Annotated in this window: 23 protein-coding genes and 1 other annotated feature; of the genes, 4 read left to right on the forward strand and 19 right to left on the reverse strand. The window is 40.2% G+C overall.

Features of this window, described 5'->3' with window-relative positions:
- Nucleotides 1–11: 11 nt before the first annotated feature.
- The 10 genes from BLR11_RS04065 to BLR11_RS04110 all read right to left on the reverse strand — a co-directional run bounded on the left by BLR11_RS04065 (nucleotide 12) and on the right by BLR11_RS04110 (nucleotide 6,601).
- Nucleotides 12–353, reverse strand: a complete 342-nt coding sequence (locus tag BLR11_RS04065; protein ID WP_176762868.1) for an Asp23/Gls24 family envelope stress response protein — start codon at nucleotides 351–353, stop codon at nucleotides 12–14.
- Nucleotides 343–735, reverse strand: coding sequence for an Asp23/Gls24 family envelope stress response protein (locus BLR11_RS04070; RefSeq protein WP_091648424.1), 393 nt, complete (start codon nucleotides 733–735; stop codon nucleotides 343–345). Before BLR11_RS04070 ends, BLR11_RS04065 begins: the two co-directional genes overlap by 11 nt.
- 64 nt (nucleotides 736–799) lie before the next feature.
- The gene (gene efp / locus BLR11_RS04075) at nucleotides 800–1,357 is read right to left on the reverse strand and encodes an elongation factor P (protein WP_091648427.1); all 558 of its coding nucleotides are present in this window, start codon (nucleotides 1,355–1,357) and stop codon (nucleotides 800–802) included.
- A gap of 15 nt (nucleotides 1,358–1,372) precedes the next feature.
- The gene (locus BLR11_RS04080) at nucleotides 1,373–2,446 is read right to left on the reverse strand and encodes a M24 family metallopeptidase (RefSeq protein WP_091648429.1); all 1,074 of its coding nucleotides are present in this window, start codon (nucleotides 2,444–2,446) and stop codon (nucleotides 1,373–1,375) included.
- 72 nt (nucleotides 2,447–2,518) lie between these two features.
- Complete coding sequence (locus BLR11_RS04085; protein WP_091648524.1) at nucleotides 2,519–3,229, reverse strand: pseudouridine synthase; 711 nt, start codon at nucleotides 3,227–3,229, stop codon at nucleotides 2,519–2,521.
- Nucleotides 3,230–3,249: 20 nt separating this feature from the next.
- Complete coding sequence (gene cobC, locus BLR11_RS04090; protein ID WP_091648431.1) at nucleotides 3,250–3,903, reverse strand: alpha-ribazole phosphatase; 654 nt, start codon at nucleotides 3,901–3,903, stop codon at nucleotides 3,250–3,252.
- A 29-nt stretch (nucleotides 3,904–3,932) separates the two neighbouring features.
- Complete coding sequence (gene cobS, locus BLR11_RS04095; protein ID WP_091648433.1) at nucleotides 3,933–4,658, reverse strand: adenosylcobinamide-GDP ribazoletransferase; 726 nt, start codon at nucleotides 4,656–4,658, stop codon at nucleotides 3,933–3,935.
- Nucleotides 4,655–5,239: a bifunctional adenosylcobinamide kinase/adenosylcobinamide-phosphate guanylyltransferase gene (cobU, locus tag BLR11_RS04100; protein WP_091648435.1), complete on the reverse strand. Its 585-nt coding sequence runs from the start codon at nucleotides 5,237–5,239 to the stop codon at nucleotides 4,655–4,657. Before cobU ends, cobS begins: the two co-directional genes overlap by 4 nt.
- 207 nt (nucleotides 5,240–5,446) lie before the next feature.
- Nucleotides 5,447–5,938, reverse strand: coding sequence for a MogA/MoaB family molybdenum cofactor biosynthesis protein (locus tag BLR11_RS04105; RefSeq protein ID WP_091648437.1), 492 nt, complete (start codon nucleotides 5,936–5,938; stop codon nucleotides 5,447–5,449).
- 21 nt (nucleotides 5,939–5,959) lie between these two features.
- Nucleotides 5,960–6,601: a hypothetical protein gene (locus tag BLR11_RS04110; protein ID WP_091648439.1), complete on the reverse strand. Its 642-nt coding sequence runs from the start codon at nucleotides 6,599–6,601 to the stop codon at nucleotides 5,960–5,962.
- Nucleotides 6,602–6,777: 176 nt separating this feature from the next.
- On the opposite strand from BLR11_RS04110, the gene BLR11_RS04115 reads away from it, so the two are divergent.
- Both BLR11_RS04115 and BLR11_RS04120 read left to right on the forward strand, forming a co-directional pair.
- On the forward strand, nucleotides 6,778–7,242 hold the full coding sequence (locus BLR11_RS04115; RefSeq protein WP_091648440.1) for a hypothetical protein: 465 nt from the start codon (nucleotides 6,778–6,780) through the stop codon (nucleotides 7,240–7,242).
- A gap of 5 nt (nucleotides 7,243–7,247) precedes the next feature.
- Nucleotides 7,248–8,318, forward strand: a complete 1,071-nt coding sequence (locus tag BLR11_RS04120) for an exonuclease domain-containing protein (protein ID WP_091648442.1) — start codon at nucleotides 7,248–7,250, stop codon at nucleotides 8,316–8,318.
- Nucleotides 8,319–8,446: 128 nt separating this feature from the next.
- Here BLR11_RS04120 and BLR11_RS04125 read toward each other — a convergent pair whose 3' ends face one another.
- The 8 genes from BLR11_RS04125 to trpS all read right to left on the reverse strand — a co-directional run bounded on the left by BLR11_RS04125 (nucleotide 8,447) and on the right by trpS (nucleotide 15,529).
- Entirely contained in the window at nucleotides 8,447–9,571 is a 1,125-nt protein-coding gene (locus BLR11_RS04125; protein WP_176762869.1) for an SLC13 family permease, read from the reverse strand.
- Nucleotides 9,572–9,721: 150 nt separating this feature from the next.
- Nucleotides 9,722–10,450, reverse strand: coding sequence for an alpha/beta fold hydrolase (locus BLR11_RS04130; protein ID WP_091648445.1), 729 nt, complete (start codon nucleotides 10,448–10,450; stop codon nucleotides 9,722–9,724).
- A 42-nt stretch (nucleotides 10,451–10,492) separates the two neighbouring features.
- Nucleotides 10,493–10,939 carry a hypothetical protein gene (locus BLR11_RS04135; RefSeq protein ID WP_091648447.1) on the reverse strand — a complete coding sequence of 149 codons (447 nt, stop codon included), beginning with the start codon at nucleotides 10,937–10,939 and terminating at the stop codon, nucleotides 10,493–10,495.
- A gap of 12 nt (nucleotides 10,940–10,951) precedes the next feature.
- Nucleotides 10,952–11,995, reverse strand: coding sequence for a flotillin-like protein FloA (floA, locus tag BLR11_RS04140; RefSeq protein ID WP_091648448.1), 1,044 nt, complete (start codon nucleotides 11,993–11,995; stop codon nucleotides 10,952–10,954).
- A 61-nt stretch (nucleotides 11,996–12,056) separates the two neighbouring features.
- Nucleotides 12,057–13,364: an NfeD family protein gene (locus tag BLR11_RS04145; RefSeq protein WP_091648450.1), complete on the reverse strand. Its 1,308-nt coding sequence runs from the start codon at nucleotides 13,362–13,364 to the stop codon at nucleotides 12,057–12,059.
- A gap of 26 nt (nucleotides 13,365–13,390) precedes the next feature.
- Entirely contained in the window at nucleotides 13,391–13,798 is a 408-nt protein-coding gene (locus BLR11_RS04150) for a hypothetical protein (RefSeq protein ID WP_091648452.1), read from the reverse strand.
- A 152-nt stretch (nucleotides 13,799–13,950) separates the two neighbouring features.
- Complete coding sequence (gene yfbR / locus BLR11_RS04155) at nucleotides 13,951–14,529, reverse strand: 5'-deoxynucleotidase (protein ID WP_091648454.1); 579 nt, start codon at nucleotides 14,527–14,529, stop codon at nucleotides 13,951–13,953.
- A gap of 16 nt (nucleotides 14,530–14,545) precedes the next feature.
- Nucleotides 14,546–15,529, reverse strand: a complete 984-nt coding sequence (gene trpS, locus BLR11_RS04160) for a tryptophan--tRNA ligase (protein ID WP_091648456.1) — start codon at nucleotides 15,527–15,529, stop codon at nucleotides 14,546–14,548.
- 53 nt (nucleotides 15,530–15,582) lie between these two features.
- Nucleotides 15,583–15,806, reverse strand: a binding site (T-box leader).
- Between the two features lie 206 nt (nucleotides 15,807–16,012).
- Here trpS and BLR11_RS04165 point away from each other — a divergent pair.
- Both BLR11_RS04165 and BLR11_RS04170 read left to right on the forward strand, forming a co-directional pair.
- Nucleotides 16,013–17,314 (forward strand): purple acid phosphatase family protein, encoded by a 1,302-nt coding sequence (locus tag BLR11_RS04165; RefSeq protein WP_091648457.1) that lies wholly within the window; start codon nucleotides 16,013–16,015, stop codon nucleotides 17,312–17,314.
- A gap of 174 nt (nucleotides 17,315–17,488) precedes the next feature.
- Nucleotides 17,489–17,695, forward strand: a complete 207-nt coding sequence (locus BLR11_RS04170) for a DUF1858 domain-containing protein (RefSeq protein ID WP_091648459.1) — start codon at nucleotides 17,489–17,491, stop codon at nucleotides 17,693–17,695.
- Nucleotides 17,696–17,823: 128 nt separating this feature from the next.
- Here BLR11_RS04170 and ileS read toward each other — a convergent pair whose 3' ends face one another.
- On the reverse strand, nucleotides 17,824–20,625 hold the full coding sequence (gene ileS / locus BLR11_RS04175) for an isoleucine--tRNA ligase (protein ID WP_091648460.1): 2,802 nt from the start codon (nucleotides 20,623–20,625) through the stop codon (nucleotides 17,824–17,826).
- Nucleotides 20,626–20,746 lie beyond the last annotated feature (121 nt).

Here is a 20,746-nt window from a genome sequence, read left to right on the forward strand (position 1 = left end):
CCTCCCGTTTTCTATATAATCTTAGTCCGCAATATCAGGTCTTCAATAGTAACATCAATACGAAGATCCTTTGGTTCAATCATAGTTTGCAATCTGTTTCCTATAATCTGTTGAACTTGTAAAGCAAGCTGCTCCAAGTTTTCTCCATAATAAGCTATAATATGAATATCAACAGCTAACCCCGCATCGGTCTGTATTACTGTAATTCCCCGCGCCCTTTGTCCATTAAAGCGAGCACGTAGAGAAGTACTGATTCCAGCCACTCCGGGAACTTCCATAGCCGCCAGCTTAACTAAATTAACCAATACCGTATCTGCAATTTCATAGTGGAGGATTTGTTCTTTATCTATCATGGTCATCCCTCATTTCCATCGCGGCAGAAGGCTGTGTAAAGTCAATTTCTTGGACAACAATGTGAACAGCTGCCACACTGTATCCTGTCATTTGTTCCACTGTATCTTTTACAATTTTCTGAACTTGTAATGCCACGTCAGGAATACGGTATCCATATTGTACAATAAGCCGGATCGTAACTTCTGCCACATGACCTTCAAGATGTACGGTCACACCAGCGGCTAAATTCTCCCGTCCCAGTTTAGCCGCCACACCTTCTGCCATGCTGGCAGCAAGTGAAACAACTTGATCTACCGTTTCTGCAGCCTGTGCCGCAATAACTGCAATGGCACGCTCTGATATAGATATAGTTCCTGCATATTGATCGTTTGTTGTATTCATAGGCATCCTCATTAGTCATTTGTGCTGAAAAAGCGATGAGGATCTCATCGCTTTTTTTTATTCATTATGCTCTTCCCATATATTCGCCGGTTCTCGTATCAATCTGAAGAAGTTCGCCCTCATTGATAAATAACGGAACTTTGACAACATATCCCGTTTCCAATGTTGCCGGTTTACTGCCGCCAGTCGCTGTGTCACCACGAACACCGGGATCAGTTTCAACAACTTTAAGTTCTACAGCTGCCGGTAAATCTATACCAATAACACGATTTTGGAACAACATCATAGTAACATTCATTTCTTCCTTTAAGAAATGAATCGCCGTACCCAGCGTTTCTTTCTGCAATTCAAGTTGTTCATATGTTTCGTTATCCATAAAGCAGTATGCCCCTTCACTTTCGTAAAGGTACTGCATCTGCCGGCGGTCTACGTGGCCTTCTTGTACTTTTTCGCCAGCATTCCATGTGCGTTCTACCACCGCACCTGTTTCCAGATTCTTTATTTTGGCACGAACAAAAGCGGCCCCTTTACCCGGCTTAACATGTTGAAACTCAACAACCTGCCATACCCTACCATCAATTTCAATCGTTACACCTGGTCTTAAATCATTACTTGAAATCATAAATGTCTCCTCCTACTATGAAAGCTCTACCAACTCTTTCGGTGTTTTCGTTAAAATCTCACAGCCATGAGCCGTGACGACAACAGAATCCTCAATTCGGACTCCATACTTGCCTTCTATGTACAGCCCCGGTTCAACCGTGACTATCATATTCTCCTGTAATATAGTTTCTGCCTTGGGAGATAATACAGGCTGCTCATGAATTTCCAGACCAGTACCATGACCTAATGCATGAGTAAAATATGTTCCCACCGCATGGTCTATGAAAAACTGCCGTATGGTCTCATCTGCTTCACGACAAGACAGTCCTGCGCGAATAATAGATACACCTAACTGCTGCGCCTCCAAAACAAGACCATAAAATTCTTTTTGTTCCTGTGACGCTCTTCCGGCAACAACCGTCCGCGTCATATCGGAATGATATCCGTCTATGACTGCACCAAAATCAAAGGTCACAAAATCACCATCAGCTACAACTTTCTGAGAAGCTGTGCCATGCGGCATTGCGGAGCGAGCTCCAGAAGCAACAATCGTAGTAAATGACTTTTCTTCAGATCCCAGCAACAACATCGAACTTTCCAGCCGTGCACACAATTCACATTCTGTAACTCCTGGTTTAATATACGGCATTAATTGATTAAACGCCTTATCCGCTATAATGCTGGCTTCACGAGTTGACTGCAATTCAGATACTGTTTTTACCGCACGTAAAAAGGAAAACGCACATCCTACAAAGCGACTTTCGTCTGCATGCGCTGTAATACCTTCATACGCTGCAAGGGTCAAATAATTTTTTTCATATCCAACAACATGCATACTATTTTCTTTTATAAAGCAGCCGATACACTCCAGTAAACGACCTTCATGATTTTTTATATCACACTCTATTCCGGATTGCTGCGCTGCCTGTTCTGTATACCGGGAATCAGTCCACAAGACGGGCTTTCCTTCCGTCATTAGGACTAAGGCTCCCTCTCCTCCCGTAAACCCGCTAAAATAACGTAGATTTTCCGGTTGCATAATTACTGCTCCATCTGCAGCCTGTTCTATTAAAAACTGCCGTAACCGTGCTATTCTTTCTTTGATCATTTTTATCACCCATAATTATTCATTACACTCTATAATAGCATATATTAATGTATTTGAATAGTTTTTTATACATTATTGAAAGGGCAATTTCCGCTCCTCTTCTGTCAATATGCGAATTTCACCATAATGCAGCGTTTCATCCAGTATCAACTGCCCGATTTGCATTCTTCGCAAAGCCGTTACAGTAAGTCCCACTGCCGCACACATACGTTTAATTTGATGAAATTTTCCCTCATGAATAATTATCCGTAATGTATAATCTCCTATTTTTTCTGCTACTGCCGGCTGACATAAAAAACCATCGGTCAACACAATGCCTCTCTGAAATTGGAAATTAATATCGTCAGGAATAGTTCCTGCAACTACGGCCTCATAGATTTTATTAATTTCTTTTTTTGGTGAAGTAATACGATGTGCCCAATCACCATCATTGGTAAGCAACAGCAAACCGGTTGTATCTTTATCCAATCGGCCAACGGGAAACATTCCTGTTCCTTTATAGCATGGAGGCAGTAAATCCAAAACAGTTTTCGAAAAATGATCTCTGGTAGCTGACAATATGTTTTCTGGTTTATGAAGCATTACATAGTGAAACGGAGTATAGAAAACAGGTCTGCCGTCTACAGCAACAACATTTTTTTCAAAATCAACTTTCGTTGCCGGATTTACACACACACTGCCATTTATAGTCACACTGCCGCTCTTGCACAAGTGTTTAATTTCCTTGCGCGTGCCCTCGCCGCTATGCCCCAATAATTTATCCAGTCGTATCAATTTTGTCATTTCCTGTTTTTCCGATTCGCTCATAACGTTACCATATTAGACCACTGCATCTGATATCCCACCGTACCTTGCAGATGGTCCGTACAATTCATAAGTGTCATAACGTTTTTATCGCCATGATACTCAATAATGTTAAATGCTGTATTATATTGCTGAAATGCCCAGATACGGCCCATTTCCAGTCCCAGCAATCCAAATAACAGACAGCGTATAGCTGCCCCATGAGACACTATCATGATAGTATCTCCAGATACATGATGCTGCAGCAATTCCTTTGTCTTTTCCGTAATGCGTTTTTCTACATCTCTAAACGATTCTCCTCCATGAGCCCGCATATTTCCTTCGGAATCATAGAATGCTTCAATTTCGCCGGGCCAGCGTGTCGTAATCTCGCTATAGGTATGCTTTTCCCAAACACCAAAATTAATTTCTCGCAAGTCATCATACGCTTTTACGAAAAGATCATGTGGTTCAGCAATGATTTCCGCTGTCCGTTTGGCTCTCGATAAAGTACTGCTGTAAACTGCATCAAAGTGAACATCCTCAAGAAATCTGCTTAAGCACTCTGCCTGCATAATTCCGGTTTTATTAAGGGGCACATCAGTTGTTCCCTGATACCACTGCTGCGCATTACCATCAGTTTCACCGTGACGTACTAAGTATAACTTGATCATAAAATAATTCCTCCTACATAAACTTGTTTTTATTTTGTACCCATCAATACTCCCAATAATACCATTTCTGTAAATTCCGTAACAGCACCATATGTATCTCCTGTTAGTCCACCCAATTTACGCAATATATATATATCAGAAAAAAACGTTATTCCACTTGCAGCCGTCAATAGAAGCAAATAATGCCACCCGCTGCAAACCAGTGGCAGAAGTGCTAATGCAAAGCCAATAGGCAATGCCCCTTTCGGTGCATATTCCTTAAACGCTCGTCCCAATCCTGATTTACGTGCATACGGGAATCCAAAAATACTAATAAGTGTCCCAAAACGAGCTGCTGTAGGAACACCTATCAACGTCAATACTGCCGATCCATCATTTGCAAAAAAACATATTTTCAGCAAAACGAGCCATACAAAAGCTATGACGCCATTAGCACCCACCCGGCTATCCTTCATAATTTCCAGCATACGATTTCTATTTTGTCCAGAAAAAATACCATCTGCTGTATCCATATATCCGTCGGCATGCAGACCCCCGGTAATATAAAACCAAGCAGCTACAACTACAATAGCTAAATAAATTCCAGATAAAAAATAAGATGCCGCCATATATACGATAGATAGAAAAAAGCCAATCATCATTCCCACTATCGGAAACCAAATCACAGCCTTGCCAAAATCACGATCACTCCATACCGTTTGCTGTACAATATGGATACGAGATAAAAATTGCAGCGCAATAAAAAAAGATTTCACAGCGTATCCTCCTGCACGTCTGGCAAGATAACCTGAAGCCCTTTCATTTCCACTGTCACCCCGCTGACTGTAAAATACACCTGTGCAGCCGCTTTCGCTACACGTTGATTAACACATCCCATAATATCACGATAACAGCGAGTCATGGCATCCATAGGAACAATACCGCTTCCTAACTCATTGCTTACAAAAATAACCTGCTTACAAGAAACAGCTTGGATTGATTTCATGATAACATCCAATTCCTGCATAGCCAAATCATATACTTCAGAAATATCGTATTCTGCATGGCAAAGAATAAAGTTGGAAAAATACAACGTTAAACAATCAATCAAAACAGCATCCGTACAGTTAAGGATGTTTCCTATTTCTGCGGCCAATCCCTGCGGCACTTCATAGGTATGCCAAGATGCCGGGCGCCGTTCACGATGCCTTTCGATTCGCTGCCTCATTTCTATATCCAAAGCTTGTGCCGTTGCAATATACGCTTTGGTCCCTCGATACGAGGCTAACAGCCGTTCTGCAAATACACTTTTTCCACTGCGGGAACCTCCCGTAACAAGTACTATTTTTGATTTCATGATACCCTCTGTAATTCTATATTTTCTATTTATATATAATAATACATGTAACTATTTTAACACAATGAGGGACAGTAACGAAATATAAATACATCTCGTTATTGTCCCGCTGACGAATCATTTAATCACGGCAGTACCTACAGTCTGAATTGTCTAAATAAATAGTTTACACATGTTGCAGCCATCCGTCATTTCACTCATCCCACATTATTTTTTCATTTCTGTAAACAAGTGGAACATTTCCGGTAAAACGATTTTATCCATTCCTATTTTTATAAGCCGTGCAGCACCCGGCAGGCAAAACACCAAACACTGATGGATAACACCCGCACAAGAGCGATAGGCAATTGATTGTACCCCGCAATCTTCCCGATAAGCAAATAAAGTCAGCATTTCATCAAACGCCGGAATTATTTTGTCAAATAACGGTTCAATGGTTTCTATCGTTACATCGCGCTTAGCCAGCCCTGTCCCGCCGCTAGTAATAATCATATCCACACTGCAGGTCCAATTATGGATATGTTTCAGGATTTCCTCCTTATCATCTCTCACTATAGCATAATCGACAACTTGATGCCCATAATTTGTAAGTCCTGATTGAATTGCCAATCCATTCGTATCATTTGAAAAAGTACGGCTATTACTGACAGTTAGTATAGCCGCCCGCAAAGGGTGTTCTTCTGTAGCTTGTTTTCCCAAATTCAATTCCTCCTTTATATATTAAGGTATAACTATATCTACATAATTTTTTGTATACGCTTCAACTGAATCCGCCATAGATTTTCCCTCTACCAGTGCTTTTAGATATACCGGCATAAATTGTTCTCCATCAACAGATCCTTCAAATTGCCCCATTCCTCTGCGGGTAGAAACAGTAATGTTTTTCAGCCCTACACCAATACTAATCAATCGATCTCCGCTCAAAGCAGGCGAAAAAGGAGCTGTATCCCAAACAATATTCACTTTATCTGCCCAAGGCGCTTCTGCAGCATCACCGCGAATATCCGCAGCAACAACGACTCCATTGCAAATAGCTTCTTCTACGGCACGATTGACAAAACGTACATACTCTGGTGATGCTGCGAAGGCTGACGATGAAATATACAACAATAAATAATCTTCCCAAAATACTTTCGTCGCTAAGAAAAAATCTCTGGGAACTGTTCCGCTTGTTTGTACAAAATCATCATTCCATCTATTTTCCCCGCATATATCTTTTCCTCTCTCAAACGCATTAACCGGAAAAATCGAACATCCTGCCTTTTTAAAAGCCGTTGTCACAATCATATCACTATGACGCGGTAATACCATGCGATGGTAATCCCATCGTGAAAAAGGCAAGCCTATATATAGTACATCCAACAAAATCACATCCTGTTCCTTATCTATAAATCTATTCTACCATAAAAGTAAAAACTACTACCAAAATTTTTAAAAAGTTTATTAGAAATTCATTGTCCGAAAATAAAATATTATTCCATTATATGGCGTATCTGTTATAATATAATGGTAGTGAAAATAATGAAAGGAGAATTGCCATGTACAAAAAAATTCTCGCTCTCTTGGTAACATTCCTTGCTATAGGCAGCATGCTCGTCTCTGCCATGTTTTTCGACGATAATCCTCGTTATATACAGGTAGGGCATAGTGATACGACTATATCTTATATGGATATGAATTCCATTCAATCTATCCGATATGATCCTCCGTTTTATATGATTCGCGCAACTGTAATTACCTATGATTACACTCGTAACACAGCTACTGGATTTGAAAACAATTTTTTTTATAATTTCAATGCACAAACAGTCAAGGCACAGTTGATTGGCGCTTATTCGTATGACACAATAGGCAAAGCCGTTTCACGGCAGCAATTCGACGGTCAGGACCCGAATCTTTGTGATCAATATTCAGTAAATGGAATCGCTGCGAATAAAGCTTTCTTTAATTGCTACAATATGACTTTTTACCACAATTTCAATAAAACACAAAAAAAGGAATGATAGGAATGGATACTCTATTACATTATGCCGGCATGCTTATCACTATTGCCTTTATAGCCGCTGTGCTATATTCACTCTTTCTCACTATACGCAAACGTAAACGCAAAAAAGAGAAAGAAAGTGAAATTGAAAACTATGTGCACGTAAAAGTCAAAAACCTGCATCAGTATGATATTAAACCTGAAAACGGCTATTATAAATATCCGTTGACGCCTACTGACTATACACGCCGATTTCCGCAGCGGTTTACTTCTGTTTCTCTGGAACTCGCTAATGATCAGCCTTATTCTATTTGCCTAATTGGTTTTACTGAATTTGAAAACGGTGAAATGAAAGATAGGCACTATTTTTATGTACAACCGCCAGAAAACAACGTTTCCGATACGTCGCCGGTATCTTGGGATGAAGTACGAAAGGCCTATGAATTTGGTGAATATTGGGAAGCCGGGATGAAAAATTATTTTATCAATCACACCATTGTTGCTCATAATGCTTCGTATGTCATGGGCTGTATTACTCATGCTCTTAAAATATTTGGCATCGAACCCCCTCGTTTTCAATATATAGATACGCTGGAAATCGCAAAAAAATATTATGACTTTAAATCCAACCAGCTGGAAACAATTTGTGATGAAATGGGTATAGAAGTAGAAACTCACAACTCCCTCAGTGAATCTACTGCAATCGGTCAATTTTTAATTTTTGCAAAAAAGGACTTTCCTGTATTTTTGCCACACATTTATTATACAAACGGCAGCGCTACAGAAGAAGAAATTCTAGCCAGTGCAATTTCTTCAGTGGAAAGAGAAGAAGCTACACCAAAAGAAATGTTTGCACCGCATCCGGCAACCGAAGCGCATCTGCAAAAATTACTGCAAAAAAAATATCTTATCCGCGGAGAAAAATTCGGTACCTATTATGCTACCAATACAGGTTTAGATTTTGCTGAAGATATTGATAAATTCGAAACAAAAAAAAAAGAGAAAGTGACCGCTTCAACAGTTTTGAGTTTTGAGTATAAAGCAAAAGGAGATCGAGTAACTCGAATGTCCCATCAGGTAAATAAAAAATCATAAAACATAGCAAGCAACGGCCGTTCTAGAAATATATTTTTAAATACGGCCGTTTTTTTTTGCTGCGTTTGTAACACTCTATGTATTAAAAAATAACAGAAAAAAACACATATATTCATTTTTCATGCCTATTACACCAACCGAACCATTTTTAACCCGTATTGTACTCCCAGTATCAGTAAAAGCATTCCCACATTTACAGCGGTAAACACAATAAGATAGCGGCTTTTGCGGCTAAATAAAAGTTTCGTATACACTTTAAAAGAAATAATACTTGCCATAGAAGCTATAATAGTACCCAATCCACCAATATTAACACCTAACAACAGGGGAACCATATCATTGGTATAATGAGACAACATAACGGCAGCCGGAACATTACTCAAAATCTGGCTCAAAAGCAGCGATATAAAAAACTCATTTCCTTTCACTATATGTACTGCCCATGTCTGCATTATCGTGATTTGAGATAAATTTCCAACACCAATAAATAAAAACACAAACAAAAGCAATAATTTGTAATCTATATCAAAAAGTATTTTTTTATCTAGTATTAGTACTGCGGGAAACACTACAAAAAAAAGACTATATGCTGATAAAATCCGTAAAACTGTAAGCACACAAAGGAAAAAAAGTCCGTATAACAAATATAAATGTACCTTTGGAATAATAAGTTTTTCTTGAACAGGCATCTCTATTTTTCTATCAGCTGCTACATAATAGGTTGCTCCATATAAAAGAATCGCGCTAAGCAATACCGTAGGACCTGTATAAAAAAGAAATTCATCTGCACGCATCCCATAAAAACTGTAGATATATAAATTTTGGGGATTCCCAATAGGAGTAAACATACTCCCTAAATTAGCCGCTGCCGTTTGCATCACAATCGTAAAAATATAATATCCGCGAAGCCGCACTTCCTTCAAAACAAGAACTGTCATCGGAACAAACGTAATTAAGGCTATATCATTCGTTATTATCATGGAACTAAAAAAACAAATAAAAATCAGTATACGAACTACCTGTCTAGCTGTATCTGCTTTGGAAAACACGATACGGCACAATTGAAAAAACATACCGCTGCGCCTAAATCCTGCTACAACTGCCATCATGCAAAACAATAAAAGCAATAATGGCACATTCATTTCTTCAAATACGTTTTTCCATGAAAAAGGAACAATACTAGTAGTCAGCAATGCGAACACCAAAGCGATTGTCACATCTATATTCTTTTTTAAATACGTAATCATGATCATATGTTTATCCCCCCTCTCGGATGTGTTCATGATATCATAAGAATATTTGAAAAACAAAGATAAAATCGCACATAATGTATATCCAGACTGCTGTACATAAAAATCCCTTCATGTCACATTTCATTCCATGAAGGGAAGTAAACATAGGTTTTATATTGTTTTATTTATCCACTGGACTGCATCGTCCATCATATTCGTAGTCACAAAATGACAGAGTCCTGGATATGTCTGGAAATCGCTGTTTATCTCTGCACAACCGGACAATTTTTCCATATACATTTTCTGAGCGGCATTGTCTACTGTTGGATCAGCTCCGCCATTAAGTGCAAGCACTGAACGACCGTTAAGTTGATCTATATGGGTATATGGATCAAGCACATTGATTTTTTTCATTATTTCAAAAAATTCTTTAGGTTTGTCTATATGCAAAGCGGCACGAAACCGGCGTTCCGATTCATCCCACCATCCAGACCCATTGAGAGATACCGCCGTATTGTATTCCTGACAATGCGTCATCACCCCCAACGCTGAAATTCCTCCCATAGAATGCCCCATAACAGCCAGCGGTATACGAGGTTTCCAGGTTTTAATATAGGCCACAATTTGTGATGCTTCTTCTACATTTCGAAAAATTGTTTCCCAAAAAAGCGGATAGGAAGCTTCCGCGTTATAATCAATTGTCCCCCGTTCCCCATGATACATAGCATCGGGAATAATCACATCATAACAATACGCCGCCAAAACACGGCCTCGTAAAGACTGTAATTCTTTCTGTGATGACCAGCCATGATAAAACACAATGACACCTTTAGAAGATTCTCCACACGTAATTTGCAATACCGGAATGCGATCAATCATAATTTTCTTTTCTTCTATCATGTTGTTTCCTTTCGAAATAGTGCATATATATTTCTGCTTACATCAGTAACGTTTTCTTCTTGAAAGTGGCGGCTGAAGAATCTCTGACCAAATTAAGCCCGCATAAATTTGTTGTGCTTGCGGTGGCAATTGACTCCAAAGTGATTGTGAGGGTACAGGCTGCGATATAGTATTGACTGCAGCCGATATGGTTTCAGGCATTCCCTGACTAATGTGCATAGGTTGGGCCGGCAGTTCCTGTGGTACAGGGATTTTTTTATACGTCGGCACAGGAATCGATTGTTCAGCCGGCTGCTCCTGCTGTGTTTTGGTAAAAACCGGCGGCTGTTCTTTCTCCAAGTCTGTCGACTTCTTGTCCGGAGAGGGAGAGCTCTCACCCGTCGGTCCTGGTTTGGGATTCCTGCGTGTCGGATACCGTCGTTTACGGCGCAATAAATCTGGCAATGAAACTACGATTGCAAAGACAATAATTACCCATAAAAAGTCCATAAAATCACCTTCTTATTTCTGAGGTTCTATTGACGGATCAGTTGGTGGTTGTGCCGGAGTCGTAGTTATCGTAGCTGCAGGGGGAAGTCCTGCTTTTGCTACAGCATTACGCATTTTTGTATCAGAAATGACATTACTCATATTATAGTAATCCATTACTCCCAGATTACCTTCCTTCAACGCCTGCGCCATAGCTAACGGCACTTCCGCTTGTGCTTCTACTACCTTAGCCTGCATTTCCTGCGTATATGCCTGCATTTCTTGTTCCCTAGCTACTGCCATCGCCCTGCGTTCTTCCGCTTTAGCTTGCGCAATTCTCTTATCAGCTTCAGCTTGGTCGGTTTGAAGTCTGGCACCAATATTACGACCTACGTCAACATCTGCGATATCAATGGATAAAATTTCAAATGCTGTACCCGCATCAAGTCCCTTATTAAGTACTGTTTTAGAAATTTTATCAGGATTTTCCAAAACCTGGGAATGATCTGTCGCCGAACCTACACTAGTAACAATGCCTTCTCCAACCCGGGCAATAACGGTTGCTTCTCCTGCCCCGCCAACGAGACGTTCAATATTGGCTCTAACCGTTACTCTAGCACGAACTTTTAGTTCAATCCCATTTTGTGCCACAGCCGAAATAAAAGGGGTTTCAATGACTTTAGGATTAACGCTCATTTGAACAGCCTCTAACACATCCCGTCCGGCAAGATCGATGGCACAAGCCCGTTCAAACGTAAGCGACATAGTGGCCCGATGCGCAGCTATTAAAGCATCCACTACCCGATCAACATCACCACCCGCTAAATAATGAGCTTCCAATTGATTCACATTAACATCAAGCCCCGCTTTATTGGCTTTGATAAGAGGCAAAATAATTTTCGTCGGCACAACTCGGCGCAACCGCATTCCAATAAGATTTACAATACCAACAGATACCCCTGCAGCCATAGCAGATATCCATAATCCCAAAGGAACAAAATGTAAAAACAAGGACACCGCCACAATAGCTATAAAAATAATCAATAGGGGAAATGCAATAATAGTGAGTACTGACATAGAATTACCTCCTTTATATATAAATAATCCAATTTTAATTATCTTCTTGATTCCATATACATTATTTATTATGTTTTACAGGTTCAACAACAATACGTGTTCCTTCCACTTTAATAACGCGAACCTCAACACCGCGATTAATAAAGCCGCCATCAGAGACTGCGTCCACACGTTCTGTACCGATACGCACAGTACCTGACGGCCGCAAAATCGTAATCGTCTGTCCCCGTTTGTCCAAATATGCGCTTTTATCTGCCTGAGAAGTATATCCCTTATCCTTCGTTGACCGGGTCGTCAGCGCTAATTTAGCAATAAGCCTGCTTTTAGGCAGCCTGCGCCCCACAAAATAAAACAAGATAGCTGCAATGATAATTCCTCCGGCAATAATATAAGCGGCTGAAAGACCGGCCCCTAACATATAAAAAAGACTGCCGAACAGCAACACAATTCCAACAATACCAAAAATACCAACTCCAGGCGTCGCCAGTTCCATCGCAATAAGAACAAGACTGGCAATAAAGGCGCCGATAACTTTTAAATCATTGTCTATCGTATCATCACCAGAATACATTAACAATACACCCAGTACAATGGCGGTAACAATGCCTACCCCCATACCGGCCATCTTGATTTCTGCAAGAACCGCTGCTAAAATAAGACCGACAAAAAGCGTCCGTACATAATCATTTTGAAGAAATCCGGCAATAGTATCTTTCCAATTACGTTCCACATATACAACATTCATATTGTCAAGGCTAAATTGATGTTGTACTCCTTCAATCGAAGAGACAGTCGCTTCAGACAGATTAAGCTGTTTCGCTTGAGCTTCTGACAGCGCCAATATCTGACCGGCTTCCGCATAATCCGGATAGCCTTTGGTTTTATCAACCATAGATTCTACCAGTCGCGGATTATGGCCCATATGAGATGCCGTCGCCGCAAATTCCGATTTTAAAGCAGCAATGTTTTTTTCCGTATCAGGAATAGGCTCTGCTGCACCAATACTGCTTCCCGGTGCCATAACAATATGCCGGCAGGAAATCGCAATCAAGGCTCCCGCTGACCACGCACGAGTATCTACATAAGCAATTGTCGGTATTGTCGTATTCTGCAGCATATCACGAATCTTCAACGCACTGTCAACACGACCTCCCAACGTATTGATCTGAACTATGACAGCATGATCCCCTTGTTCTTGGGCATCCGTTAGGCCTCTGCGGACTAACGCAACTTGACCGGCATTAATCTCTCCTTCAATGGCAATCACTCGGATATCCTGACTGCCTGCCGATACGGGCTGCACAACAATAAAACATACTGCAGCAAGCAAACATAAGACAATGACATGCAAACGAGATAATATGCCCATTTCTTCACCTCCCATCACAATTACTTCTATTTGTGTTCAAGCGTCCTCGTATGGGAAATGCCGTGAAAATAACCTACTTGTTTCAGTTGTTCCAGTTCTTCCTCTGAGATAGTACGAACTGCACTTTTCTCCAATTCTTTAATAGGTTTATCTTCAATGATATGAATTTTATCAACAACAGACTCATAAATATTATGAGGTTTATTTTCTTTTATCCATTCCAGCATATGATTCAGCCATTCACGACATGTCCATACATCAGTACCATGATTATGCCCACGTAAAATCTGCACTTGTTCCGATTCAGGAATTTTGTTTAAAAACCAGTTCCATTTTTCACGGGCAATAAGGTACATATAAAACTCATCAATCGGACGAACGTGTTGTTCATGTAATTCTAAGATATATCTGGACCAAAACAAACTCAGTGTCATTTTGAACCCTCCAACAAGTATTATTAAGTTAATCTTATGTATATTACATTATACTATACTTTGTCTATAGTGAAAAATCAAAAAAGTCATTTCCAGCAAAACGAATGCTAAAAATGACTTTTTATCCTATTCTTAGCAGAAAATAGCAGTAATTAAGCATTAATTTCATCAATTGTAAGTACAAAAGCCGGTGCATATTCCTTTAAAAAAATATCCACTTCCGGCATATGTAAACTTTTCAACTTCTCCTCAATCGTATGCAATGCTTGATCAAATTCATAGTTTCCCGCATTTTTTTCCTGCATGCACTTGAGATACGCACTCAAGGTATCTGCCGCTTTTACATATATCCACACAGGATCCTGCTCTGCATTTTTTATAAGCGGTTCATATGCCGCCCGCAGTTCCTTCGGCAATGTTAAGAGCAACCGGTCTTGTGCCATTTTTTCTACTTCTCCGTAAGTACTTCGCATTTTTGAATTGAAATATTTCACTGGCGTCGGCATATCGCCGGTATAAACTTCGACAGCATCATGGTACATAGCTAACACAGCTGCTTGTTTTGCATCTACCGGTATATCATTGTTCTGATTATGCAGGAGACAGAGATGATAGGCAATCATCGCAGTCTGCAGTGCATGTTCTTGAATATTTTCATCTTGTACATTGCGCATGAGTCCCCAGCGACGGATAAACTTCATGCGGGCTAATATAGCAAAAAAACAACTCATATAAAGACCTCGTCACTTATCGATATAACCCTATAGCTTTACAGACGTTCTGATACGTTACATTCGCTTTTGCATGGGCTTTGGCAGCACCTTTTTCCAAAATTTTATCTAATTCCGGATCATGAATCAATTGTGTATACCGCTGCTGAATAGGTTCCAACACAGAAACAACTGCATCCGCAACATCCTTTTTAAAAGCACCATATCCTTTATCAGCATATGCAGCTGTAATTTGTTCGTGAGTTTGTTCTGTAACGGCTGCCAATATATCCATCAAATTAGAGATTCCCGGCTTATTTTTCACATCATAATGGACAGAGTTTTCACTGTCTGTTTGCGCACGTTTAATTTTCTTTTCTATATCTTTTGGTGCATCCAGCAAATAAATAGTTGCCGTCTGATTATCATCGGACTTACTCATTTTTTTTGTAGGTTCCTGGAGACTCATGACTCTAGTCCCATCATGACCAAGAAGAATATCCGGAACAGTAAATACATCTCCATATATGCGATTGAACCGCTGTGCCAAATCACGAGTAATTTCCATATGCTGTTTCTGATCATCACCCACGGGAACCAAATTCGTTTGATAAAGCAAAATATCAGCTGCCATCAGAGGCGGATATGTCAAAAGGCCTGCCGGAATAGAATCACCTTGTTTAGCAGATTTATCTTTATACTGCGTCATCCGTTCCAGTTCTCCTACATAAGAACTGCACGTCATAATCCAGCCTAACTGAACATGCTCAGGTACTTCCGACTGCACAAAAAGAGTAGATTTATCAGGATCAAGCCCGGAAGCAATATAAATGGCCGCCAGTGTACGTGTCCGTTCGTGAAGCATCTGTGGATCCTGCGGAACTGTAATAGCATGTTGATTTACTACACAATAATAACATTCATTATCCTTCTGAACTTTCGAAAAGTTGCGCAATGCACCTAAATAATTACCTAATGTAAGATTACCACTCGGCTGAATGCCGGAAAAAATAATGGACATATCTAATTCCTCCCTGTAATACATAAACAAAAAATCCTTTCACCCCCCTAAAAAAAAGGGACGAAAGGAAAGATTTCCGCGGTACCACCCTGGTTGGCATACAGCCCGGCTCAAATACTTTCCAATAACGGTGAAAGCAAAACCGGTGGTGCCTACTTCAGCATTCGGACCACATCTCCCGGGTCCATTCCCACTGCCTGCTCATACCGAACTTCCACTGTCATCGGTTCGCTGCCAAGGCGTCTGCAATAGTACTCTTCCCGTTCATAGATTTCTTATTTTGACTGGTTTTACTCTATCACGATACCTTCTCTCTGTCAAGGATAACTATTGTATATCCCCGATCCCTTACTGCAATATAAGCAGCATCACATTTACTTTTTTTAACAATAATGCCGAAAATATTTTTTTCTTCTTGACTTGGAGTATAATTAAAGTGATATGGTATAATTAATTATCAAATCCATTCTATAGGAGATTTTTATGAAAAAATATATAAAACTAGGGATACCGTTTATACTGTTTTTTGTTTGTATCATCCTTTATATTTTAGTCCCCAGTGCATGGTCAATAAGCAGGCAGGCAGCCAGAGTTACCAAATCAGTAGCTGCACAGTATCAACTCACTGACAAAGTTGATGCTTTTAATATTCGTCAAGTTATTACATTTGACAGTACCACTTCACGAACCATCATGTGGCAATCCGATTTAGCCGAAAAAAATGCAGTCATAGAATATCGTCAAAAAAACACGGACACGATTCTAACAATGCCGGCTTCTAATGAAATTTTTAATGATGACAAAACAACGACTTACATACATTCCGCTGAACTTACTCACCTAACCGCTGGCTCACGTTATGAATATCGTATCGGATACGATAAAAAACGCAGTGAATGGTTTCCCCTCTCACTGGCTTCAGAAAATACTTTTAAAGTGCTTATTTTTCCTGATTCTCAATCCAGTAATTATGATGTGTGGCGTGATACCGCACAAGCCGCATGGAAGGAAAATCAAGATGCTCAATTTTTTATAAATATGGGAGATTTGGTAGACAATGGCGAAGATCATACTCAGTGGAATTTATGGTTTGAAGCTGTCGAAAACATGATTTCTGCTATTCCTGTCGCTCCGGTTATGGGAAATCATGAAACATATGACCAAAATTGGGAAGTTCGTATGCCGACAGCGTATCTTCATATGTTCAACGTACCCAACACAGTCCCCTCTCTCTATCAGAATCAATTTTATTCTTTTGACTATGGCGACATCCATTTCGTCGTCCTTAACACTCAAATTACAGAGATGTCACAATTTCAGCCACATCTGCTAGATGATGAAATCAATTGGTTTAAAGCAGACATGGCCCACACAAACAAAAAATGGAAAATTGTTTTGATGCATAAAGATCCACTGCAATATGCTTTTCAAAACCGCCCGCAACCCCGTACAGAAGGATTTTCTGCAGAAGGAAAAGAATTTATGCCGCTCTTCGATGCTTACAATATTGATATTGTTCTTTCCGCACATCTACACACATACCGCAACCGTGGCCATATCCGCAACTTCCGACGCGATAATACAGGCCCGCTGTATATTCTTACGGGTGTAGCAGGAAATGTTCGCTATCCTGAATTATGGAAGCAGCACTCCTTGGATGAAGTAATCGCCCCGCAACCGGAAACGGATAATTATCTAACAATGGAAGCAGGCGAACATACGCTGACATTTTCCTCTTATCTTCCCAACGGCCAAAAAATAGATACGATATCAATCAATAAATAAAAGAGGTCGAAATATAACAGTGCATCATCGCAGTGTTCTACTCCGGCTGTATAAAAAGCACCCTATTTCAATCTTTAAAACATATTGGAATAGGGTACTTTCTATGATATAATAAAAATTGTTCCATTGTTCTTTTAAAACAATTGGATATGAAAAGACAAGGAGGAATTTACCATGCCAGTTATTACGAAGGATACGGGTATTATTGAAGCTGTTCAGAAATATCCACAAATCATCGAAATTTTTCAGGCTTATGGTCTCGGTTGTATCGGCTGCATGGCCGCTCATTTCGAAACCATCGGTCAAGGCGCAGGCGCTCACGGTATTGATGTAGATGCTTTAATTGCCGACCTTAATGAATGTATTTCACAGCCTAAATAGGCAATTTACTTAAACACGAATTTCAAAAAACTACTTTTACACCATGTGTAAAAGTAGTTTTTTTATTGATCAATATTTTCAAACCTTTATGTTATCCTTGCCAAGAATACCTGCAGTAGCTCCTGATACTACTTTACTACGGAAGCACAACGCGCACAAAGAGTTGGGTGTTCTTGATCTGTCCCTACGGTATCACGATGTATCCAACAGCGTTCACATTTTTCATGGGTGGATGGAGTTACAATGACACGAATATCTGTATGATCTTCACCGGCTGCAGCTTGTTCAGGTGCTAAATCAGTTCCTTCCACTAATTTCACTTCACTGACGATGAGAAGAATAGCCAGTTTATCGCTCCATTGACTAAGGAAAGCATAGTCTGCTCCATCTGCATAAATCGTAACCGCTGCATCCAGAGAATGCCCAATAGTATGATCCTTACGGGCTCCTTCAAGAATACGAGTCATATCACTGCGTAAAGACAACAATTTATTCCAGCGAGCTTCCAAATCAACATTCAGATACTCTTTATGTGCTTTCGGCCAATCTGTCAGCAGTACACTTTCTTCCTTACCCGCTATTTCTGGCATATACATCCAAACTTCTTCCGCGGTAAAGGACAACACAGGAGAAACAATTTTAACTAATGTATCAAGTATCCGATACATTACTGTCTGCGCACTTCGCCGAATAAGCGCATCGTCTTTTTCTGCATACAAACGATCTTTGATAATATCAAGATAAATAGAACTCAAATCCACAGTACAGAAATTATGTATCGCATGATACATCACATGAAATTGATAATTTTCATATGCTTCCGTCACCGTTTCATATACTTGTTCCATCCGAAGCAATGCCCATTTATCCAACTCTGTCATATTTTCATAATCAACAGAGTGAACTGCCGGATCGAAATCAGCCAAATTCCCCAGAAGGAATCGGAATGTATTGCGAATTTTACGATATACTTCACTGAGTTGTTTCAAAATTTTCGGGGACAACCGAATATCGCCTTGATAATCTGCTGATGATACCCAAAGCCGCATAACATCTGCACCAAATTGATCAATTATTTCCTGTGGCGCAACCGTATTTCCCACAGATTTACTCATTTTTTTACCTTCACCATCAACAGTAAAACCATGAGTCAAAACAGCTTTATACGGAGCATATCCATTAATAGCAACAGATGTCAACAGTGAGGAATTAAACCAGCCCCGATGCTGATCCGAACCTTCAAGATACATTTCACATGGATAATCAAGTTTAGGATCCGTGCAAAGTACTCCTTGATGTGTACATCCACTATCAAACCACACATCCATTATATCGGTTTCTTTTTTGAATTCTGTACCGCCGCACTCCGGACAAGTAAACCCATCCGGTAATAGTTCCTTTTCGTTATGACGCCACCATGCATCGGAACCTTCTACAGCAAACAATTTTTGCAGATGCTTGATCGTATCATCATTGATAATTGGCTTGCCGCATTTCTGGCAGTAAAAAATAGGAATCGGCACGCCCCATACACGTTGCCGGGAAATGCACCAGTCACCGCGATCGCGAATCATATTATAAATCCGGTCATGTCCCCATGATGGTATCCATTTTACGTGGTCGATTGCTTCCAATGCTTTCTGCCGATATCCGTCTACAGAAGAAAACCATTGTTCAGTTGCTCTATATATAATCGGATTTTTACAGCGCCAGCAATGTGCATATTGATGACGCAGCGAGCCTTTAGCGAATAATACACCCAATTCCGCTAGCCGTTTAATAATCGGTACATTCATATCAAAAGCAAATTTACCCTGATATTCTGGAACTTTGTCCGTATAACAGCCATCGGGGCCTACTGTACCAAGCGGTTTCAATCCCCAAGCAGAATATTTCATGCAAACATTGAAATCATCAACCCCGTGATCCGGAGCCGTATGTACAAGACCTGTCCCCGCTTCCAATGTAACATGTTCTCCTAAGACAATGGGAACCTTGCGTGCTTCATAAAAAGGATGCTGGAACACAAGACCTTCCAACCGTTTCCCCTCTATCGCATCCGGCAGCACTTCGTATTCCTCAATTTTTCCTGCCTTCATTGTTTCATCTACAAGATCTTTAGCCATGAGGTAATATTCTTCACCAGCCTTGACCCAGACATATTCAAAATTTTCATTAGCACAAATAGCTACATTAGCAGGAATTGTCCAAGGGGTCGTCGTCCAAATAACAGCATACACTTTATCGGGATCAGCATTTTTCGGCATATGACAAGTAAGATCTACTGCAGGAAATTTTACATAAAGAGAAAAAGACTTGATTTCTTTATATTCTATTTCCGCTTCAGCCAGAGCTGTTTCGCAATGAGGACACCAATATACGGTTTTTAACCCCTTATATATATATCCCTTTTTGGCCATTTCACCAAACACGCCGATCTGTTCTACTTCAACATGCGGCATCAAGGTAAGATAGGGATGTTCCCAATCTCCTAAAACACCAAAACGGATAAAATCTTTACGCTGTTCATTAACACATTTCAGAGCATATTCCTTGCAACGCGCACGCAAATCGAGCGGTGCCATTTCATGCCGATTCAACCCTGTATTTTTAATAACTGCATGTTCAATAGGCAGTCCATGCGTATCCCAGCCAGGAACATATTTTGTGTAATACCCGTTCTGGGTCTTATATTTCATAATTATATCCTTGAGTACTTTATTCAAGGCATGACCAATATGCAGCTGACCGTTAGCGTACGGAGGTCCATCATGAAGAATAAACTTAGGCGCTCCTTCTCTCTTTTGCAAACGTTTTTCATAAATAGCATGTTCCTGCCAAAATTTAAGAAAATCCGGTTCCCTTTTCGGCAAATTGCCACGCATGGGGAATTCGGTTTCAGGCAAATGCAAAGTCTTACCGTAATCCATATTGTTGCCTCCTCTAAATAAATAAAACAAAATAACGCCTTCATCCCAAAAGGGACGAAGACGTTAATCACCGCGGTACCACCCTATTGACCGCATAACGGCCACTCAATGCCCATAACGA

The organism is Megasphaera paucivorans (genome assembly GCF_900103535.1).
Taxonomy (GTDB): Bacteria; Bacillota; Negativicutes; order Veillonellales; family Megasphaeraceae; genus Megasphaera_A; species Megasphaera_A paucivorans.

Bases quoted from the DNA above. Each gene is read 5' to 3' on its own strand.
- BLR11_RS04065 (WP_176762868.1), bottom strand. From the start codon at position 353: ATGATAGATAAAGAACAAATCCTCCACTATGAAATTGCAGATACGGTA.
- BLR11_RS04070 (WP_091648424.1), bottom strand. From the start codon at position 735: ATGAATACAACAAACGATCAATATGCAGGAACTATATCTATATCAGAG.
- efp (WP_091648427.1), bottom strand. From the start codon at position 1,357: ATGATTTCAAGTAATGATTTAAGACCAGGTGTAACGATTGAAATTGAT.
- BLR11_RS04080 (WP_091648429.1), bottom strand. From the start codon at position 2,446: ATGATCAAAGAAAGAATAGCACGGTTACGGCAGTTTTTAATAGAACAG.
- BLR11_RS04085 (WP_091648524.1), bottom strand. From the start codon at position 3,229: ATGACAAAATTGATACGACTGGATAAATTATTGGGGCATAGCGGCGAG.
- cobC (WP_091648431.1), bottom strand. From the start codon at position 3,903: ATGATCAAGTTATACTTAGTACGTCACGGTGAAACTGATGGTAATGCG.
- cobU (WP_091648435.1), bottom strand. From the start codon at position 5,239: ATGAAATCAAAAATAGTACTTGTTACGGGAGGTTCCCGCAGTGGAAAA.
- BLR11_RS04115 (WP_091648440.1), top strand. From the start codon at position 6,778: ATGTACAAAAAAATTCTCGCTCTCTTGGTAACATTCCTTGCTATAGGC.
- BLR11_RS04120 (WP_091648442.1), top strand. From the start codon at position 7,248: ATGGATACTCTATTACATTATGCCGGCATGCTTATCACTATTGCCTTT.
- BLR11_RS04125 (WP_176762869.1), bottom strand. From the start codon at position 9,571: ATGATCATGATTACGTATTTAAAAAAGAATATAGATGTGACAATCGCT.
- BLR11_RS04130 (WP_091648445.1), bottom strand. From the start codon at position 10,450: ATGATAGAAGAAAAGAAAATTATGATTGATCGCATTCCGGTATTGCAA.
- BLR11_RS04135 (WP_091648447.1), bottom strand. From the start codon at position 10,939: ATGGACTTTTTATGGGTAATTATTGTCTTTGCAATCGTAGTTTCATTG.
- floA (WP_091648448.1), bottom strand. From the start codon at position 11,995: ATGTCAGTACTCACTATTATTGCATTTCCCCTATTGATTATTTTTATA.
- BLR11_RS04145 (WP_091648450.1), bottom strand. From the start codon at position 13,364: ATGGGCATATTATCTCGTTTGCATGTCATTGTCTTATGTTTGCTTGCT.
- BLR11_RS04150 (WP_091648452.1), bottom strand. From the start codon at position 13,798: ATGACACTGAGTTTGTTTTGGTCCAGATATATCTTAGAATTACATGAA.
- yfbR (WP_091648454.1), bottom strand. From the start codon at position 14,529: ATGAGTTGTTTTTTTGCTATATTAGCCCGCATGAAGTTTATCCGTCGC.
- trpS (WP_091648456.1), bottom strand. From the start codon at position 15,529: ATGTCCATTATTTTTTCCGGCATTCAGCCGAGTGGTAATCTTACATTA.
- BLR11_RS04165 (WP_091648457.1), top strand. From the start codon at position 16,013: ATGAAAAAATATATAAAACTAGGGATACCGTTTATACTGTTTTTTGTT.
- BLR11_RS04170 (WP_091648459.1), top strand. From the start codon at position 17,489: ATGCCAGTTATTACGAAGGATACGGGTATTATTGAAGCTGTTCAGAAA.
- ileS (WP_091648460.1), bottom strand. From the start codon at position 20,625: ATGGATTACGGTAAGACTTTGCATTTGCCTGAAACCGAATTCCCCATG.